The following is a 17,604-nucleotide window of genomic DNA, read 5'->3' as shown; positions in this document are numbered from 1 at the left end:
GCCGTTGAACAAAGGAATTATCGCGAATGGACCCCATTACCCACGCCAGTCTCGGCGCCGTGATCGGCGGCCTCACCCTCGGCTCCCGCCTGGGGCGCAAGGCCGTGGTACTGGGGGCCGGTGTCGCCCTGCTGCCCGACCTGGATGCGTTCATAGCTTACGGGGACGCGGTATCGGAGTTCATCCACCACCGGGGCTTCACCCACTCCTGGCTGGTGCAGTTGCTGGTGGCCACCGGCGTTGCGGGGCTGCTCGCGAAGGTCCCGGCAACGCGGGAGATCGGCTTTGGCCGCTGGTGGCTGTTCTTCGTCCTGATCTGGACCACCCACTCGCTGAACGACCTGCTGACCACCTACGGCACCCAGGTGCTCTGGCCGCTGCCGGTCGGGCCCCTGTCCGCGGGCTCGATCTTCGTGATCGACCCGTTCTACACCCTGCCGCTGCTGGTCGCGGCGATCGGCGCGCTGTTCTACCGCTTCGCCCCGCGCCTGCTGGTCGCCGGGCTCGTGCTCTCGACCGTGTACGCCGGGTCCGGCCTGGCATTGAAGGCGTGGATCGACTACCGCATCCAGCCCGTGCTGGCCGCAATGGAGCTGGAGGACCAACCACGTCTGGTCCAGCCGACCCCGTTCAACCTGCTGCTGTGGCGTGTCACCGTGATCAACGACGACGAGTTCCTGGATGCCTGGGTGGGCATCTTCGACGACCCGATTCGGCCCGACTTCGAACGCTTCGAGCGCGGTGACCGGGCGCTGCGCGAGGCCGCGCTGGCCCTGAACGACGGGCAGCGCCTGCAGTGGTTCTCCGGCGACTTCCTGCGCTTTCATCGCGCCACGCCTGACGAGGGCCCCGACCGGCTCGTGGTCACCGACATCCGCCTCGGGGTCCCCGGCTTCTTCCCGTTCGGCTTCGAGATCGCACAGGAGCACAACGGCGACTGGGAACCGATCACTTCGCGCCAGGTCGGCGAACTCCCCCGGCGCGACAGCCTCGACGCCCTCGGCGGCATGCTGCAGCGGATCGTCGATCCCGAGGGCGCGCCCTGCATCATGGACCTGGGCGATCCAGCCTACGCGATCACCGAGCCGCCCCCGCGCTGTCGCATGGATGGACGCACGTCGCCTCCCGCCGGGGGCGCGCACGACATGCCGTGAGCCAGGACGAACCCAGCGTGTCCGGCCCGCCATCGGCCTGTGAACTGTGCGGCCGAACGATGAATGACCTGACGCGGCATCACCTGATCCCGCGCAAGCAGCACCGGCGCAAGCGCATCCGGCGCCTGTTCAGTCGCAGCGATCGCGAACAGCGGATCCTCCGGGTCTGCCGCCCCTGCCACGACCACATCCACAAGCACTTTGACGAGCAGACCCTGGCCGAGCGCCTGAACACCGCGGAGGCCTTGCTCGCCGAGCCGGTCGTGCAGGACTTCGCCGCCTGGATCGCGCGCCACCCGCCCGGCTTCAAGCCGCGCAGCTGAAGCAGCAGGATCCTAGAGTTCGCGCAGCCCCAGCACGTCCTGCATGTCGTACAGGCCGTGATCGGCGCCGGCCAGCCACACCGCCGCACGCACCGCACCCGCGGCGAAGATCCCGCGGCTGGAGGCCTTGTGGGTGATCTCGATGCGTTCCCCCTCGCCGGCGAACAGCGCGGTGTGCTCGCCCACGATGTCGCCGGCGCGTACGGTCGCGAAGCCGATGGTGCGCCGATCGCGCGCCCCGGTCTGGCCCTCGCGCCCATAGACGGCGTCGTGCTCCAGGTCGCGTCCCAGGACCTCGGCCACTACCCGGCCGAGCTTCAGGGCCGTACCCGAGGGGGCGTCCACCTTGTGCCGGTGGTGGGCCTCGAGGATCTCGACGTCCACGCTGTCGCCCAGTGCACGGGCGGCCAGTTCCACCAGCTTGAAGGTCAGGTTCACGCCGACACTCATGTTCGGCGCATAGACAATTCGCATCGCCCCGGCCGCTTCACGCAGCCGCTGCTCCTGCGCGGCATCCAGGCCCGTGGTACCGATCACCAGCGCCTTGCCGTGCGCACGGCACAGCTCCAGGTGCTGCATGGTCGCCGCGGGGCTGGTGAAGTCGATCAGCACGTCGAAGTCATCGGCCACGCTCGCCAGGTCCTCGACCAGCTGGACCGGGGCCACCGATCCCACCGGCGTACCGAGGCGCTCGCTGCCCGGCCGCTCGCTCGCCGCCCCCAGCGTGCCTTCGGGGTGATCCTCGACGGCCTGCACCAGGTTCTGCCCCATGCGCCCGGCGGCGCCTGCCACTGCCACTCGAATCATTGCCGTGTTCCTTTCGTTCTGTTCATTCCCAGCCCGCGAAGACTACGGAAGATCCCGGGCATACGCGAGGAAGACCCCGTGGCCGCCGGATTCGAACTCCAGCCAGATCAGCGGCAGGTCGGGGAAGGCCTCCTCGACCGCGGGCTGGCTGTTGCCGACCTCGACGATCAGCGCGCCGTCCTCGGTCAAATGGCGGCGCGCATCGGCCAGAATGCGACGCACGATGTCGAGCCCATCCTCGCCCGCGGCCAGGCCCAGCTCGGGCTCGTGGCGGTACTCTTGTGGCAGCTCGGCCATGTCGCGGGCATCGACATAGGGCGGATTGCTCACGATCAGGTCGTAGCGATCCTCCGGCCCCAGCGCATCCAGGACATCGGAGTGTCGAACCTGCACGCGGTCACCAACATCATGGCGCTCGATGTTGCGCACCGCGACGGCCAGCGCCGGTTCGGAGACATCGCTCAGATCGACCTGTGCCTGCGGCAAGGCCAGCGCCGTCGCAATCCCGATGCAGCCGCCGCCCGTACACAGGTCCAGCACCCGCTCGACCGAATCGGCCTCGATCCAGGGCTCGAACCCGACCGCGATCAGCTCCGCCAGGGGCGAGCGCGGCACCAGCACGTGCTCGTCGACAAAGAACGGCAGCCCCGCAAACCAGGCCTCGCCGGTCAGATAGGCCGCCGGCTTGCGCGTCTCGATGCGCGTGCGCAGCACCGCAATCACCCGCGTGCGTTCGGCCTCGCTCAGGTTCGACGACCACCAGCTCTCGGGCAGATCCAGCGGCAGATGCAGCGTATGCAGCACCAGCCAGGCGGCCTCGTCGAAGGCGTTGTCCGTCCCGTGGCCGAAGCTCAGCCCGGCCGCGCGAAACTGGCTCGCGCCAAAGCGGATGAAGTCGCGCAGCGTGCGCAGTCCTGTGGTCGATTCCATTTGGGCCTTTCCCATTGGCGTGGGGGCCGTCATCATACCGGCTCGCTTTCGTCCCGTGCGTCCGAACCGAGTATTCCGATGAGTGCCATTGACCCCTGGCTGGCCCGAGCTTCCTACCTGCTGCCGCAACACGCGCTGTCGCGGGTCGTGCACCGCCTGGCACGCATCGAGAGCCCGCGTGTGCAGCCGCTGCTGCGCTGGTTCGTGCGTCAGTACGAGCTGAACATGGACGAGGCGGCGGAGCCCGACATCGCGGCCTATCCCAGTTTCAATGCCCTGTTCACGCGCGCACTGCGCGAAGATGCCCGCCCTCTGGCGGGTGACGACAACACGGTCGTCAGCCCCGCGGACTCCCGAGTCAGCGCGGCCGGCCGCATCGAGGCCGGCCAGATCTTTCAGGCCAAGGGCCACCACTACACGGTGCGGGAACTTCTGGGCGGGGAGGAGGACCTGGCCGAACCGTTTCGGCACGGCTACTTCGTGACGCTCTACCTGTCGCCGCGTCACTACCACCGCCTGCACATGCCACTGACCGGTACGCTGACCCACATGCTGCATGTACCCGGTCGGCTCTTCTCCGTCGCGCCGCGCATCGTGCGCCATGTACCGCGCCTGTATGCCCGCAACGAACGCGTGGTGGCCTGTTTCGACACCCACTTCGGGCCGATGGCCGTCGCCTTGATCGGGGCGCAGAATGTCGGCTCCATCGAGACGGTCTGGGCGGGCGAGGTGACGCCACCGGCTGGGCAGCCCTACAGCTGCAGCGAATATCCGGATCGCGAGATTACGCTCGAGCGCGGGGCCGAGATGGGGCGCTTCAATCTCGGCTCTTCGGTGATCCTGCTGCTGCCGGACCATCCGCTGGAACTGGGGGCGCACCTGATGCCGGAGGCCGAGGTGCAGGTCCGCGGCGCCCTCGGCCGCTTCTACTAGCCTCCGCCGGCCGGCCGCTTTTGGCGCCGGTCTTAGTGCAGCCGCCTGCGGTCGGTTGGCAGTGCCGTTGAAGTTGGGCCTGGCTCGGCATCTAGAGTTTACGGTGGCTGCGGCCTGCCGCCTGCCTGCGCTCACTCGCGAGCGCGCCGCGAGGTACTTCTTTGCTCGTGCAAAGAAGTACCCAAGAAACACGCCCGGGATTCGCCCAGGAACCTTGCTCCGGACGCGCCAGGCCGGCGGCGCTGAAACTCGCTTCGCTCAGACAGTCAGCGCCCCGTTTCTATTTTGAATCGGCCGGCCTGTCACGCCCTCCACAAGGGGCTCATATCGGGAGGGTAGGTCAAAACCGGTGGCATTCCAGCACTTCTGGCTATCCCGTACGCCGTAGGGTGCGTTGAGCGCAGCGAAACGCACCATCCCAGCGTCGGGGCAACCCTGATGCGATTCGCTACGCTCACCCGCATCCTACGGTGGGCTCCGGCGCCCGCTGGCGGGCGCGGCACGCCATGGCCGCAGGCCGAGTGTGCCCAGGATGTCGGGACACCTTGCCTCCATCCAGTGGCACGAACGTCAGAACCGCCGTTGTCTTGACCTTATCCCCCCGTATGAAGCCCCTTGCGGAAGGGTCCTCGGGACGGACGATTCAAAATAGAAACGGGGGCGCTGACTGTCTGAGCGGAGCGTAGCGCAGCGAGTTTCAGCGCCGCCGGCCCGAGGGCCCTGGAGCAAGGTCCCCGGGCGGAATCCGGGTGCGCCTCGACGGGTACTTTCTTGGGCAAGCAAGAAAGCCAGTTGTTGATCAAAAACGGGCGCGGCGCGCTGGCGAGACAGCGCTTGGCAGGCAGCGGACCGAAAGCACGTAAACACCGGATGCCGAATCGGACCCTAACCTAGAGCGCAGGGCGAGCCGAGGCGCGGTCAGTCGTGGGCGGCGGCGGGGGGGAGCTGGATGAAGTGTTCGCGGTAGACGCGGAGTTCGTCGATGGAGTCGCGGATGTCCTGCAGCGCCTGGTGCGAGGCGTTTTTCTGAAGCTTCGCAATCACATCGGGCGCCCAGCGTCGGGCCAGCTCCTTGAGCGTGGAGACGTCCAGGTTACGGTAATGGAAATAGGCCTCCAGCTCCGGCATCAGGCGCGCCATGAAACGCCGATCCTGGCAGATGGAGTTCCCGCACATCGGCGACGCCCCCTTGGGCACATAATCGGATAGAAAGGCGATGGTCTCACGCTCGGCGGCGGCCGCGTCGGTACTGCTATGGCGGATGCGCTCGATCAGACCCGACGCACCGTGCGTACGCCGGTTCCACTCGTCCATCGCCTCCAGCACTTCGGCCGGCTGATAGATCGCCAGCACCGGGCCCTCCGCCAGGATGTTCAGCTCCTTGTCGGTGACGATGGTCGCCACCTCGATGATACGGTCGTTCTGGGGATCCAGGCCGGTCATCTCGAGATCGATCCAGATCAGGTTTTCGGCGCTCGCTGCCATGCCCGCTCCTTTCATATGCGCAGGAAGTCTATCATCATGGCCAGGGGCCACGCGGTTCCAACGGACTCATTCCCCTTGTAAGGAGGGAATCATGCGACTGATCACCTCAAGCCTTGCCGCCCTGACCCTGGGCCTCGGGTTTTCCCTGGGTACGGCCCAGGCCGATGACATTCAGAAGGGCAAGAACCTGCATCAGGACAACTGCATCAGCTGCCACGCCGACATGGTCGGTGGCGACGGTACCGACCTGTACACGCGTGACAACCGGATCGTCGGCGACTATGACCACCTGGTCCGGCAGGTGAACAACTGCAACGCACAACTGGGTACCAACTGGTTCGACGACGAGATCGAGGCCGTGGTGGCTTACCTCAACGCGGAGTACTACCAGTTCGATGAGTGATCTGAAGACCAAGCACTGCCAGGCCTGCGAAGGGTTCACCGAGCCGATGTCACGCGAGGACGCCGAGCGCGGCCTCGGCCAGCTGGACAGCCACTGGGGCATCGACGAGGCCGGTCGCAGCATCCAGCGAAGCTTCAAGTTCAAGAACTTTCACGAGACGATGGCATTCGTGAACGCGGTCGCCTGGATCGCCCATGTGGAAGACCATCACCCGGACATGGCGGTGGGCTACAACCGTTGCTCGGTGCAATTCTCGACCCACGCGGTGGGCGGTCTGACGGAAAATGACTTGATCTGCGCCGCCCGTATCGATGCGTTGTTCGACTAGCCCGCTGACCAGCACGACCCCGGCACCGGCCGGTTCAGGCTCTTGAGCCGGACCGGCCGGGTTCACGCCCGCCACAATCAGATGGCCGACATCGCGGCGCCGGAGGACGCGGAGCCGCGCCGAATCCGACTGCACCGACGCCAGAAGGATCTCGCCTGTGGCGATCGCGTGGAGATGGACGCGGCCGGCGAGCAGATTCAGCGGCGCCTGCCCCGGGACAACACCCTGGTGCGCCAGGACGGCTTTGGCCGGCGCAAGGTCATCGCGGCCAACATCGACACCGTCTGGATCGTGATCGCGCCCTCCCCGATGCCGGCGCGCTACCTGATCGACCGTTTCCTGGTCGCGGTGTACAACCTTCCCGCACGGCCACGGATCCTGGTGAACAAGCAGGACGCGGGACCTGCTGCGCCCTCGGACTGGCTGGCGCCGTACGCCCACCTGGACCTCGACCCTCTGCATGTCAGCGCGCGCAGCGGCTACGGGCTGGACGCCCTGGCCGAGGCGGCCCGGGGGCATACCAACATCCTGATCGGACAGTCCGGGGTGGGCAAATCGTCGCTGATCGCCGCCCTGCTGGAGCGTCATGGCAGCGGTGATATCAAGCTTCCGGAGACGGGGGATCTCGCGGCGTCCGGCGAGGGCCGCCACACAACGGTCACGGCACAGTGGTACTCATTGACAGGGGGTGGCGCCTGGATCGACTCGCCGGGTGTGCGCGACTTTACGCCGGAACTGGAATCCATCGATGCGCTGGTACGCGGGTTTCCGGATATCGAAGCGCTTGGCGAGGGTTGCCGATTCCGCAACTGTCGGCACCAGACCGAACCCGGCTGCGCGGTAAGGGAGGGCGTTGATCAAGGCACCCTGCCCGCGGCACGGCTCGAGGCCTGGACTGCACTGCTGGGGACGCTGGAGAAACGCTAGATTCGAGAACAGCGCATCGCTAGAACGTCAGCCCCATCTCCACGCCGACCACCGAGGAAGACGCGTCGCCGCGGGTGCTCTCGAAGTCGAGGCGGTCGGACATCCAGTCGCTCGAGGTGTTCAGCGAGTAGTCGTCGTAGTACAGGCTCAGCGACAACTCGGACTGGTTCTGCAGGCGCAGGCGGCTGTCGAGGCTGAGGTAACCCGCACTGCGGCCCAGCTCGCGATGACGGCCCCCGTAGCCGAAGCCGAGGGCATCGTCTCCACTCGTCAGTGACTGGCGCACGCCGACACGGAACTGACTGTCAAAGCGGCCGGACGCAAAGGTGGGACCAAAGCTGAGGTCGGTGAAATAGGCGGTCGATTCCGTCTCCGGGCCCAGGTCCGACCAACCCGGACGACTCTCCATACCGACTCCCAGGTTCAGGCCGTAGCCAAAACCGGCGCCCAGCTGCTGGTGGTAGGCCCCTTCCACCTCGAACAGACGGCTGGAGAGGACGCCCATGCCGGCCTCTTCACCCGGCAGGCCGCCGGTGGTCTCGGTGCGCAGCGTCAGCTGATAGCGCCAGTCGCGACTTGCCGAGGCGGGTTCCGGATCGGTCATCGGCAGGACGTTCGGCCCGGAGCGGGCCGCACCACCGATCGGTTCCATGCCGACCGGATCCACCACGGTCCCGCTCTCGGACTCGTACGCGGCTTCTTCATCGGCGCGATCCGACCCGCCAAGCGTCGACTCGGTGCTGGTGGGGGTATACGTCAGGGAGTAGCGATCATCGGCATGCGCCACACTGGTGGTGGCCACTCCGAACAAGACGGCCAGTGCCAGCGCGATTGGCACGCGAGCAGGCGCCAGCCGCGGGCTGTTGTCCCGCGCTGCTTGCCTGGCTTCACCGTGATGATTCCGTCGCGTCACGCCGTATCGTCCGTGTTGTGTTGTCTCGATCAGCCCGGGGGCCAGCTCAGCGCGCGACCGCCCAGTACGTGCATGTGTACATGGTAGACCGTTTGTCCGCCGTCTTGGTTGCAGTTCATCACGGTTCGATAACCGTTTTCCGCAAATCCGCGATCGCGTGCAATCTGTGCCGCCACATGCGCCATGTGCCCGATGACCGGGGCGGTCTCGGCGGTGAGTTCGTTCAGGGTGGCGATGTGCTGTTTCGGGATCACCAGCACATGCGTCGGGGCCTGGGGATTCAGGTCTTCGAAGGCCAGGACCTGGTCGTCCTCGAACACGACCTTCGCCGGGATCTCCCCCGCGACGATCTTGCAAAAGATGCAGTCAGCCATCGTCGTCTCCCATGAACGGAGCGGATTTATATCAGGGAACGGTAATGGATTCAACGCGCCACAGGCACGGGCGCGCTCAGTACTCGCGGCGTCCGGACAGGGCGTGCGCGAGGGTGCCCGCGTCAATGTACTCGAGCTCGCCGCCGGTGGGGATCCCCTGCGCGATCCGCGTGGCACGAATACCGTGACGCGCGGCCATCTCGGCCAGGTAGTGTGCAGTGACCTCGCCCTCGACCGAGGTGTTGGTCGCCAGGATCAGCTCGCGCACGCTGTCCTCCTGCAGACGCGCCTCCAGCCGATCCAGCCCCAGCTCTTCGGGGCCGATACCGTCCAGTGGCGACAGCCGCCCCAGCAGGACATGGAAGCGGCCGGTAAAGTCGGTCGCCGATTCGATGGCCATCACATCGCCCGGGCTCTCGACCACGCAGATCACGCCCGGGTCGCGCTCTGGATCCGCGCAGCGGGAACAGACCTCGGCCGTGGTCAGCGTGCGGCACACCTGGCAGTGGCCGACGCGCTCGACCGCCTGGTCGACCGCGCGCGCCAGCCGGCGCGCACCGTCGCGGTCGCGCTCCAGCAGGTGCAGCGCCATGCGCCGCGCGGATTTGGCACCGACGCCCGGCAGGCAGCGTAGCGCCTGCACCAGCTCGTCGAGTTCAGCGTCCATTCGGTGCGGTCGGGATCAGAACGGCAGCTTCATCCCGGCCGGCAGGCCCATGCCCTGGGTCAGACTGCCCATACGCTCCTGGGTGGTGGACTCGACCTTCTGCACGGCGTCATTGATCGCCGCGGCCACCAGGTCCTCGATCATGTCGCGGTCGTCCTCCAGCAGGCTGGGGTCGATCTTGACCCGACGCACCGCGTATTTGCCGGTCATGAGCACACTCACAAGACCGCCACCCGCCTGGCCCTCGATCTCCATCTCGGCCAGCTCGGCCTGCATCTTCTGCATGTCTTCCTGCATCTTCTGGGCCTGCTTCATCAGGCCACCCATGCCACCTTTCATCATGATTTCGCTCTCCTGCCCCACGCCGTGCGCGAGGGTTATCGTTCAATCGATTGCGACGCGGACGGCTCGTCACCCGCGCGGTCCTCGCGAATGCGTACCGTGCCCAGTTCGGCCCCGAAGGCCTCGCCCAGGGCCTGCACCACCGGGTCCTCACGCATCGCCGTTTCGGCGCTAGCCTGACGTTCCGCTGCGTCTGCCGCAAGCCGCGCAGCGGGCGTGGCCTGCGAGGGTTGTGTCTGGTCGACAATCTCCAGCCGCACCGAGTGCCCGAGGCGTGTTTCGAGGGCCTCTTTCAGGCGCGTGCGGGTTCGATCGGTATAGAGCGTACCCGGGGCTACGGCGATCACGACGCTTTCGTCATCCAGTTGCTGCAATTCGCCATGTAGTGCGAGTTCTCGCACCGTGCCGGTTGGCAGACCTTCAGCGAAGCGATGCCAGTCAAAGGGCCCGGAGTCCGGCTCCGGGGACCTGACAGGCTCGGCATCCCGGGGGCGCGGTGCAGGCTCGTTCGGTCCGATATCCGAACCGGGGTCCGGCTCGCGCACCCGCTCCTGAGCCCGCTCGCGCGGCGGCTCCGGGATGGGGGGCGGAGCCGACCGCATCGTGGCGTCGGGCCGGGCCGTGGCCGGATCCGCACTCGGGCCGGTTCGCGGTGCGGTGGCCGGGGTCCCGCCCTGGCGCTCAACGGACACGGCACCCTCGCCGGGACCTTCCGGCCGAAACGCCAGCAAACGCAGCAGGGTCATTTCCACCCCCATCTGCGCATCCGGCGCCCAGGGCAGGTCGCGGGCCCCGTGAATCAGGATCTGGTAGGTCAGTTGCAGGGTCTCCGCGTCCATCCGGGCTGCGGTCTCGCGCGCCCAGCGCTCGGCGGCATCGTCGTCCTCGGCACCGCCCTCACCACGCACCAACTGCTCCACGGCCACGCGATGCACGAGGGCCGCCAGCTCGTCCAGCAGGCGCGACCAGTCGGGCCCCAGGCCCTTGAGCTCCTGCAGACCCTGCATCAGGCCCGGGCCATCACCGGCAAAGGCCGCATCCAGCAGCCCGGTCAAGCGGGTACGCGGCAGCAGGCCCAGCATGTCGCAGGCATCGGACTCGGTCAGGCGGTCGCCGCCATAGGCGATGGCCTGATCAGTCAGGCTCAGCGCGTCGCGCATGGACCCCTCGGCCGCCTCGCCCAGACGCAGCAGCGCGCCCGGCTCGGCCTGCAGGCCTTCGGCCTCGAGGATGCGTGTCAGGTGCTCGGCGATCAGCGCCGGCGGCATCGGCTTGAGGTTGAACTGCAGGCAGCGTGACAGCACGGTGACCGGCAGTTTCTGCGGATCGGTCGTGGCGAGCAGGAACTTGACGTGATCCGGCGGCTCTTCCAGCGTCTTCAACAGGGCGTTGAAGCTCTTCTCGGAGAGCATGTGCACCTCGTCGATCAGGTACACCTTGAAGCGGCCCGCCGTCGGGGCGTAGGAGACGTTGTCCAGCAGCTCCCGGGTGTCGTCCACGCGGGTGCGGGACGCGGCATCGACCTCGATCAGATCGAGATGCCGGCCCTCGGCAATCTCGACGCAGGAACGGCATTCACCGCAGGGGGTCGGGGTCACGCCCGTCTCGCAGTTCAGGCAGCGCGCGAGGATGCGGGCGATCGTGGTCTTGCCCACGCCGCGCGTCCCGGCGAACAGGTAGGCATGATGCAGACGATCCCCGCTCAGGGCATTGGCCAGGGCCCGCACCACATGCGGTTGCCCGACCAGGTCCTCGAAACGACCGGGACGCCACTTGCGGGCCAGAACCTGGTGACTCATGCCTCCCCCGTCAGTGCAGTCTTCCGCGGGCCCGCGTGCGGGGCCATCACCGCAGGAATCGGGGCCGCAGGGAAAAGGGTGGTGGCCCGCACCCGCCACACCCCGGCGCCCAACGCAGCTGCTACCGTTGCTCCCTTCCGGGCCTGGCGGGATTCACAGCCTGTTGTCGCGAGGGGACTGATACGGACCACCATAACGCGGTCCTCGAATCGAGGCGAACTCGAATCGGGGTGGCAAGCTTCCGGGTTTGGCCGGGTGACGTCAAGCATACACAATAGCTAGAAGCTAATAACACAATAGGAATATAAAACTGGATCAATCGCCGGCCTGCCCTTACCTTGGGTCCCGTAGTCGGGAACTACCCCGGCCGAATAGAAATCTTCATCCCTGACAAGCAAACGCCAATTAACAGGAGAACACTAAATGGAACTCGAAAATCGCGAAGGCCAACGCGTACCGGAAGTGACCTTCCGCTGCCGCAAGGACAACGACTGGAACGATGTGCGTTCGGAAGACCTGTTCAAGGGCCGCAACGTAGTCGTATTTGCCCTGCCGGGCGCGTTCACCCCGACCTGCTCCTCGGCCCACGTGCCGCGTTACAACGAGCTGGCGCCGGTGTTCAAGAAGCACGGCATCGACGAGATCGTCTGCATCTCGGTTAATGACGGCTTCGTGATGGAGGCCTGGCAGGCCGACCAGCAGGCTGACCGCGTGACCTTCATCGCCGACGGCAATGGCGAGTTCACCGAACAGATGGGCATGCTGGTCGACAAGAGTGACCTCGGCTTCGGTTGGCGCTCCTGGCGCTACTCCATGCTGGTACGCGACGGCGTGATCGAGAAGCAGTTCATCGAGCCGGACGAGCCGGGCGACCCCTTCGTGGTATCCGACGCCGACACCATGCTTGCGCATGTCGCGCCGGAGGCCGCATGCCCTGAAGACGTCGTCGTCTTCACCAAGCCGGGCTGCCCGTACTGCGCCAGCGCCAAGGAGATGCTGGAGAATGCCGGCCTCGAGTACGAGGAGATCGTGCTGGGCCGCGACGCCAGCCTGCGCAGCCTGCGCGCCGCCACCGGTGCGATGACGGTCCCGCAGGTATTCGTCGGCGGCCACCGCATCGGCGGCTCGGAGGACCTGCAGGAGTGGATCTCCCGCGAGAAGAAGGCGGCGTAAGCCGTCGGCGTACCCGGGGCGGCCTCATGCCCGCCCCGGGTGGCCACTCGAACCATGGGTGGCCATCCGCATCCGGACACCAACCTGCCCGGACGTCCGGATGCGGATGGCAGACCCTGAAGACCGTAAACAGTACGGTCGTATGCGAAACTTTCACCGAACCCCTCAAGGAAGCGAAATGGAACACTACGACATCATCGTGATCGGTGGCGGCAGCGGCGGCCTGGCAGTGGCCGAGCGCGCCGCGCCGCACGGCGCCCGCGTCGCCGTGTTCGACCCGAAACCGCTCGGTGGTACCTGCGTGAACGAAGGCTGCGTGCCGAAAAAGCTCACCTGGTATGCCGCCGAGCATGTCGCGCAGGCCCGTCAGGCGCACGAGTTCGGCGTCGATGTCGAGATCAAGGGCATCCGCTACGCCGATCTGGCGAACCAGCGCCAGGCCATGCTGAAAGACCTGAACCAGTTCTGGGCCGGGCACCTGGAGAAGCTGGGCGTGACCCACATTCCGGAACGCGCCCGCCTGACCGGCAAGAACCAGGTGGTCAGCGACAGCGGCACCGAGTACACCGCCGAGCGCATCGTGTTGGCGATGGGCGGTGCCCCGATCGTGCCGCCGCTGGAGGGTGCCGAACTGGGCGCGACCTCCGACGACTTCTTCGAGTGGACCGAGCTGCCGGAGTCCATCGCCGTGATCGGCGCCGGCTACATCGGCCTTGAGATGGCCGGCATGCTGCGCTCCCTGGGCGTCAAGACCGACGTGGTCGCGATGGAAGACCGCGTGCTGGAAATGTTCGACCCGATGGTCTCGCAGGCACTGGACCAGCACATGGAGCACCAGGGCATTGGCCGCCATCTGAGCGTGAAGGTGGCCGGCCTGGGCGGCAAGCCCGGTGCGGTGACCGTCCAGCTTGAAGGCGGCAAGGAACTGGGCCCGTACGAGAAAGTGCTATGGGCCGTTGGCCGCAAACCCGCCACCGCTGACATGGGGCTGGAAGACGCCGGCGTCGAGATCGCCCGTGACGGCACCGTCCCGGTGGACGCGTGGCAAGCGACCAACGTCGACGGCATCTATGCCCTGGGCGACATCATTGGCAAGGGTCCGCTGACGCCGGTTGCGATCGCGGCCGGTCGCCGAATGGCAGACCACTGGTATGCCCCGGAGACGAACCCCGTCCCCGTGGACTATGACCAGATCCCGACGGTCACCTTTACCCACCCGACCGCCGGCATGGTCGGGCTGACCGAGCCGCAAGCCGTGGAGCGCTTCGGCGAATCGGTGCGCGTCTACGAGACCCAGTTCGGCGGTCTGGACCGCGCCTTCGCCACGGGCGAAGTGCCGCCAGTCGCGATGAAGCTGGTCTGCGCCGAAGAGGACGAAAAGGTCGTCGGGATCCACATGATCGGCCCCCACGTCGACGAAATGCTGCAAGGCTTCGCCGTAGCCGTGCGCATGGGCGCCACCAAGCGTGACCTGGACCTGACCATCCCGCTGCACCCGACCAGCGCCGAGGAACTGGTGACCCTCAAGGAGGCCCGCCCGGGCCGCCAGGAGGGCCTGGCCAAGGCCGCATGATCGAAGACTGATCGCAAACGGCAAAACGCCGCCCCTGTGCAAAGCGCCGGGGCGGCGTGCCTGTGTTGCCCAAGGTGATGGCGAAACGAATGCGGCAGAGCGAACCTGCTCGATCGCCGATACCCGTCAGGCATTTGTGGCGGCCTGCACTTGTCGAGGGAGACGCTGATCGAATCGCACGTCCGCGTTGGTGCCCCCTGTTTTCCGAGACAAGGCGCCTCTGGCAGCGGGTAGTGGTTCTACCCGCCCGTTCTTGATGGATTCGGGGTGCAACGCAGGATCGGGGAACAGGGGGCACCAACCCCACAAGCCATCGAAATCAGGGGCTCGGCCGCCCGTTGTTATCAAGAACGGGCGCGCACAGCGTTGCGGCTCCTTTGTGCAGAATGACTGCACGGCAGCCACCGCGCATTAAACGCACGCAAAAGCGACTCGAGCGCGGACGCGCGATTCAATCAGCGTCTCCCTAGAAGCGCCAGCCCAGCGACGCGGTGAAGGCGTCCATCTTGTAGTCGCTGTCGAAGTCATAGCGCTCGTATTCCGCGCGGATCATGAACGCGTTCAGATTGACCTGCATCCCGACACCATAGACCGGATCGAAACCGTCCTGACTGCGCAGCGTACGGCCCTCGTCTCCCAGGTTACCGCGTACGTCCGCATCCCACTTGGCCGCACCGACCTTCGCGAAGGCCTCCACATAGGGGCCGATCGGCAACTTGCCGAGCACACTGGCACCGTAGGCCGTCGAGCGGACGCTCGAGTGCGCGCCATCCTCGTCCCCGCGCAAAGTCACCTCGCCCAGATCGGTATAGAAGCCCTCGACTGCGAGATAGCGATTGAAGTTGTAACCGACAAAGCCGCGCCAGACGTTGTCATCGTCGTCGATGCTGTAGTCCGACGTCCCGGATCCGATGAAATCCGCGACCTCGTCGCTGTCATTCTTCAGCGAGCTGAAGCCCGTCCCCAGACCCATATACACACCCGTGGTGCGGTCACGCTCCTGGGTCGTGCGATCGCGATCCTGCTGTGCCAGCGCACTCTGGGAACCCAACAGGACGAGCGCCGATACTGCAACCCCGGCAGCCAGATAACGTTTCATTTTCCTCTCCTTATCATTTGCTAATGGTGCTTGAGGACGGCAAAACAACGAAGAGGATTCTTGATTCAATCCAGGCCACATGGAAGACGCAATGATTGAACCGATTCATACTTACTAAGGATGCCTGCATGACCCGGCCATCAATCATTGACCGAGCGCACACCCACTTTGACTCAGGTTAAGGAGACGCTGATTGAATCGCACGTCCGCGCTCGAGTCGCTTTTGCGTGCGTTTAATGCGCGGTGACTGTCGTGCAGTCATTCTGCACAAGGGAGCCGCAACGCCGTTCCCACGCAAAAGCGGCCGAGCCCCTGCTTTCAATGGCTGGTGGGGTTGGTGCCCCCTGTTCCCCGATCCTGCGTTGCGCCGCTTGCAGGTAGAACCACTACCTGCTGCGCGACGCGCCTGGTCTCGGAAAACAGGGGGCACCAACGCGGACGTGCGATTCAATCAGCGTCTCCTTAAGGAGGAAGCCAGGGATCAATCTCAAACGATCCATAAAAACAAAAAGGCTGGGGCGCGGATGACCACCCGCTCGTAGCCACCCGCGCCCCAGCCTTCTGGTTCAAACGGCTACTGATTAATCGAAACGAATAGGGTTTCCGTCCCGATGCTCGTCATAGGAGTCTTGTTCGTATTGCTCCTCGTTTTCTTCTTCCTCGCGCTGGACTTCGTCTTCGTCTTCGCGCTGATCTTCGATCCAGCCGCGCGCCTCATCACCCGATTCTTCAACGGCATCCACAGCGTCTTCTACCGTTTCTTCGAACGCGTCACCGGCATCATCCGCCGTATCCGAATCGGAACAGGCCGACAAAAACAACAGGCCGGCCGCGGCCAGGGCCATCGCCACCCAACGAACGCCAGGCGTCTCAGGAATCTTCTTCATTACGCACCTCGTCCATCAATTGGTTGATCTTCGCGGCAATCTTTTCCTGGCTATCACCGTATTTTTCGCGAATCCGGGCGGCCAGCTCGTCCATATTGCCCTCGGCTTCAACCACCTCGTCATCAGTCAGGCGGCCCCACTCCTGTTTCAGCCGCGCCTTGAAGCGTTCACTGCGTCCCAGCATTTGATCTTTGTTCATACGTTGTTCCTTTATTGAATGCGTCTCCATAACGCGGGCGCCAAAGCCTGAACACGCCGGATAACGATGGCATTAACCTGGAGCAAAAAGCTCCCCGGAAACGGGAAAAATGAGAACCGAGACACCCTGCGGACGCTGGACCGCGCAAAAACGCGGACCATGCCCTACACTTCAGGCGCGACTACAACCAATAAAGGAGTGGACGATGCTGGGATGGGCACTGATGTTCTTGATCGTCGGAATCGTAGCCGGCGTGCTGGGCCTGAGCGGGATCGCGGGCGCAGCGACCAACATTGCATGGATTCTTTTCGTGGTGGGCCTGATCCTGGCGGTCATCTTCTTCATCACGGGACGACGCCCCCCGCTATAAGCGTCTGTGTGGCACTGCAATCGCCCGGCCTTGCGCCGGGCGATTGCGTTACGAGGCTTCCTCCGCGCAAACGAGGTCCGCGCTTTTGACCCAGTTGGCTTCACAGTCCAGATAGGCCTGGTTGAATCCGGAGAAACGTACCAGTCCGTCCAGATCCTTGATTCGGATGGCTCCGTCTTCTGTGCTAATGAGGTCCCGCTTGCGCAACTGGCTGAACGACCGGCTCACATGCACCGCGGACATGCCCAGCGCATCCCCGAGCACGCTCTGATTCATCGGGAGCCGGACCTCCTCGGACGGACGCTGCAGGCGCACTTTCATCTCGAGCAGAAAATGCGCAAGGCGCTCGGCCGCGGGCCGGCGGCCGATGTTGATGATGCGCTCCACCAGCATCGACTGTTCGCGCGCCAGGATCAGAAAGAACAGCGAAGCCAGACGCGGCGCCTGCTCGAACACCTCGGTCAGCTGGCCGCGGGGAAACGGGCAGGCCTCGATGTCGGTCAGCGCGACGAAGTCCGAGCGAGCCTCGTTGAACCCCATCTCGCGCAAGCCCAGGATTTGCCCCGGCAAAAAGATATCCAGCACCTGACGCCGCCCATCGGCCAGGTCACGTACCGCACAGGCCCAGCCCGAGCGTAGCGTGTAGAAACGCTCGGCCTCCTCGCCAGCTGCACACAGGCAGGTCTCGGCGGCGTAACGCTTCGGGTCCTTCTCCAGCTGCAACAACAGCGCCTTCTCCTCGGGCACGAGGTCTGCAAACTGGTCAATCTGCTCGAGGATGCAACCTTGCGATATGGGCATCGCGGGCTCCTTTGTCTTCGCACAAAGCGATCATGTCACGCAACGAAACACCCGTGTTACCTCACGTAACAATCACAAGAAAGTCGTACGTCCAAACGACTGATTCCCAATACCGTC

21 protein-coding genes and 1 other RNA gene are annotated in these 17,604 nt (G+C 65.4%); 9 read left to right on the top strand and 13 right to left on the bottom strand.

Features of this window, described 5'->3' with window-relative positions; genetic code table 11:
* The first annotated feature begins 26 nt into the window (after positions 1–26).
* A complete protein-coding gene (locus F813_RS0112185) occupies positions 27–1,154 on the top strand; it encodes a metal-dependent hydrolase (RefSeq protein ID WP_017926782.1) in 1,128 nt (375 codons plus the stop codon).
* 59 nt (positions 1,155–1,213) lie between these two features.
* Positions 1,214–1,477, top strand: coding sequence for a hypothetical protein (locus F813_RS0112180; protein WP_017926781.1), 264 nt, complete (start codon positions 1,214–1,216; stop codon positions 1,475–1,477).
* Positions 1,478–1,489: 12 nt separating this feature from the next.
* On the opposite strand, the gene dapB is transcribed toward F813_RS0112180, so the two are convergent.
* Positions 1,490–2,284 carry a 4-hydroxy-tetrahydrodipicolinate reductase gene (gene dapB / locus F813_RS0112175; RefSeq protein WP_017926780.1) on the bottom strand — a complete coding sequence of 265 codons (795 nt, stop codon included), beginning with the start codon at positions 2,282–2,284 and terminating at the stop codon, positions 1,490–1,492.
* Positions 2,285–2,326: 42 nt separating this feature from the next.
* Positions 2,327–3,214, bottom strand: a complete 888-nt coding sequence (prmB, locus tag F813_RS0112170; RefSeq protein WP_017926779.1) for a 50S ribosomal protein L3 N(5)-glutamine methyltransferase — start codon at positions 3,212–3,214, stop codon at positions 2,327–2,329.
* Positions 3,215–3,292: 78 nt separating this feature from the next.
* On the opposite strand from prmB, the gene asd reads away from it, so the two are divergent.
* Positions 3,293–4,147: an archaetidylserine decarboxylase gene (gene asd, locus F813_RS0112165; RefSeq protein WP_017926778.1), complete on the top strand. Its 855-nt coding sequence runs from the start codon at positions 3,293–3,295 to the stop codon at positions 4,145–4,147.
* A 918-nt stretch (positions 4,148–5,065) separates the two neighbouring features.
* On the opposite strand, the gene orn is transcribed toward asd, so the two are convergent.
* Positions 5,066–5,632: an oligoribonuclease gene (orn, locus tag F813_RS0112160; RefSeq protein ID WP_017926777.1), complete on the bottom strand. Its 567-nt coding sequence runs from the start codon at positions 5,630–5,632 to the stop codon at positions 5,066–5,068.
* Positions 5,633–5,723: 91 nt separating this feature from the next.
* Here orn and F813_RS0112155 point away from each other — a divergent pair, with 91 nt between their 5' ends.
* The 3 genes from F813_RS0112155 (at position 5,724) to rsgA (ending at position 7,290) form a co-directional block, all read left to right on the top strand.
* Positions 5,724–6,035 carry a cytochrome c gene (locus F813_RS0112155; RefSeq protein WP_012983214.1) on the top strand — a complete coding sequence of 104 codons (312 nt, stop codon included), beginning with the start codon at positions 5,724–5,726 and terminating at the stop codon, positions 6,033–6,035.
* On the top strand, positions 6,028–6,363 hold the full coding sequence (locus F813_RS0112150) for a 4a-hydroxytetrahydrobiopterin dehydratase (protein ID WP_012983215.1): 336 nt from the start codon (positions 6,028–6,030) through the stop codon (positions 6,361–6,363). Before F813_RS0112155 ends, F813_RS0112150 begins: the two co-directional genes overlap by 8 nt.
* An 81-nt stretch (positions 6,364–6,444) precedes the next feature.
* Complete coding sequence (gene rsgA, locus F813_RS0112145; protein ID WP_017926776.1) at positions 6,445–7,290, top strand: ribosome small subunit-dependent GTPase A; 846 nt, start codon at positions 6,445–6,447, stop codon at positions 7,288–7,290.
* A 19-nt stretch (positions 7,291–7,309) separates the two neighbouring features.
* On the opposite strand, the gene F813_RS0112140 is transcribed toward rsgA, so the two are convergent.
* The 6 genes from F813_RS0112140 to ffs all read right to left on the bottom strand — a co-directional run bounded on the left by F813_RS0112140 (position 7,310) and on the right by ffs (position 11,568).
* On the bottom strand, positions 7,310–8,128 hold the full coding sequence (locus tag F813_RS0112140; RefSeq protein WP_017926775.1) for a hypothetical protein: 819 nt from the start codon (positions 8,126–8,128) through the stop codon (positions 7,310–7,312).
* 104 nt (positions 8,129–8,232) lie between these two features.
* Complete coding sequence (locus tag F813_RS0112135) at positions 8,233–8,577, bottom strand: histidine triad nucleotide-binding protein (protein ID WP_012983218.1); 345 nt, start codon at positions 8,575–8,577, stop codon at positions 8,233–8,235.
* 76 nt (positions 8,578–8,653) lie between these two features.
* The gene (recR, locus tag F813_RS0112130) at positions 8,654–9,244 is read right to left on the bottom strand and encodes a recombination mediator RecR (protein WP_012983219.1); all 591 of its coding nucleotides are present in this window, start codon (positions 9,242–9,244) and stop codon (positions 8,654–8,656) included.
* 15 nt (positions 9,245–9,259) lie between these two features.
* Entirely contained in the window at positions 9,260–9,586 is a 327-nt protein-coding gene (locus F813_RS0112125) for a YbaB/EbfC family nucleoid-associated protein (RefSeq protein WP_012983220.1), read from the bottom strand.
* Positions 9,587–9,621: 35 nt separating this feature from the next.
* Positions 9,622–11,385, bottom strand: coding sequence for a DNA polymerase III subunit gamma/tau (gene dnaX / locus F813_RS0112120; RefSeq protein WP_017926774.1), 1,764 nt, complete (start codon positions 11,383–11,385; stop codon positions 9,622–9,624).
* Between the two features lie 86 nt (positions 11,386–11,471).
* Positions 11,472–11,568, bottom strand: an RNA gene (ffs, locus tag F813_RS14205) — signal recognition particle sRNA small type.
* A 240-nt stretch (positions 11,569–11,808) separates the two neighbouring features.
* On the opposite strand from ffs, the gene F813_RS0112115 reads away from it, so the two are divergent.
* Both F813_RS0112115 and gorA read left to right on the top strand, forming a co-directional pair.
* On the top strand, positions 11,809–12,558 hold the full coding sequence (locus F813_RS0112115) for a glutathione peroxidase (RefSeq protein WP_017926773.1): 750 nt from the start codon (positions 11,809–11,811) through the stop codon (positions 12,556–12,558).
* A gap of 178 nt (positions 12,559–12,736) precedes the next feature.
* Complete coding sequence (gene gorA / locus F813_RS0112110; RefSeq protein ID WP_017926772.1) at positions 12,737–14,131, top strand: glutathione-disulfide reductase; 1,395 nt, start codon at positions 12,737–12,739, stop codon at positions 14,129–14,131.
* Between the two features lie 466 nt (positions 14,132–14,597).
* Here gorA and F813_RS0112105 read toward each other — a convergent pair whose 3' ends face one another.
* The 3 genes from F813_RS0112105 to F813_RS0112095 form a co-directional block, all read right to left on the bottom strand.
* Positions 14,598–15,230 carry a porin family protein gene (locus F813_RS0112105; protein WP_012983224.1) on the bottom strand — a complete coding sequence of 211 codons (633 nt, stop codon included), beginning with the start codon at positions 15,228–15,230 and terminating at the stop codon, positions 14,598–14,600.
* 581 nt (positions 15,231–15,811) lie between these two features.
* Positions 15,812–16,075 (bottom strand): hypothetical protein, encoded by a 264-nt coding sequence (locus tag F813_RS0112100; RefSeq protein WP_017926771.1) that lies wholly within the window; start codon positions 16,073–16,075, stop codon positions 15,812–15,814.
* A 25-nt stretch (positions 16,076–16,100) separates the two neighbouring features.
* The gene (locus F813_RS0112095; RefSeq protein WP_012983226.1) at positions 16,101–16,316 is read right to left on the bottom strand and encodes a CsbD family protein; all 216 of its coding nucleotides are present in this window, start codon (positions 16,314–16,316) and stop codon (positions 16,101–16,103) included.
* A 205-nt stretch (positions 16,317–16,521) separates the two neighbouring features.
* Here F813_RS0112095 and F813_RS14190 point away from each other — a divergent pair, with 205 nt between their 5' ends.
* The gene (locus F813_RS14190) at positions 16,522–16,686 is read left to right on the top strand and encodes a DUF1328 domain-containing protein (protein ID WP_012983227.1); all 165 of its coding nucleotides are present in this window, start codon (positions 16,522–16,524) and stop codon (positions 16,684–16,686) included.
* A 48-nt stretch (positions 16,687–16,734) separates the two neighbouring features.
* Here F813_RS14190 and F813_RS0112085 read toward each other — a convergent pair whose 3' ends face one another.
* Positions 16,735–17,487, bottom strand: coding sequence for a Crp/Fnr family transcriptional regulator (locus tag F813_RS0112085; RefSeq protein WP_012983228.1), 753 nt, complete (start codon positions 17,485–17,487; stop codon positions 16,735–16,737).
* Positions 17,488–17,604 lie beyond the last annotated feature (117 nt).

Origin of the sequence: Thioalkalivibrio sp. HL-Eb18, from assembly GCF_000364985.1 — a bacterium.
Classification (GTDB): Bacteria; Pseudomonadota; Gammaproteobacteria; order Ectothiorhodospirales; family Ectothiorhodospiraceae; genus Thioalkalivibrio.
Note: the sequence above shows the minus strand (reverse complement) of the source record. Positions and strands in the feature narration are given on the sequence as shown.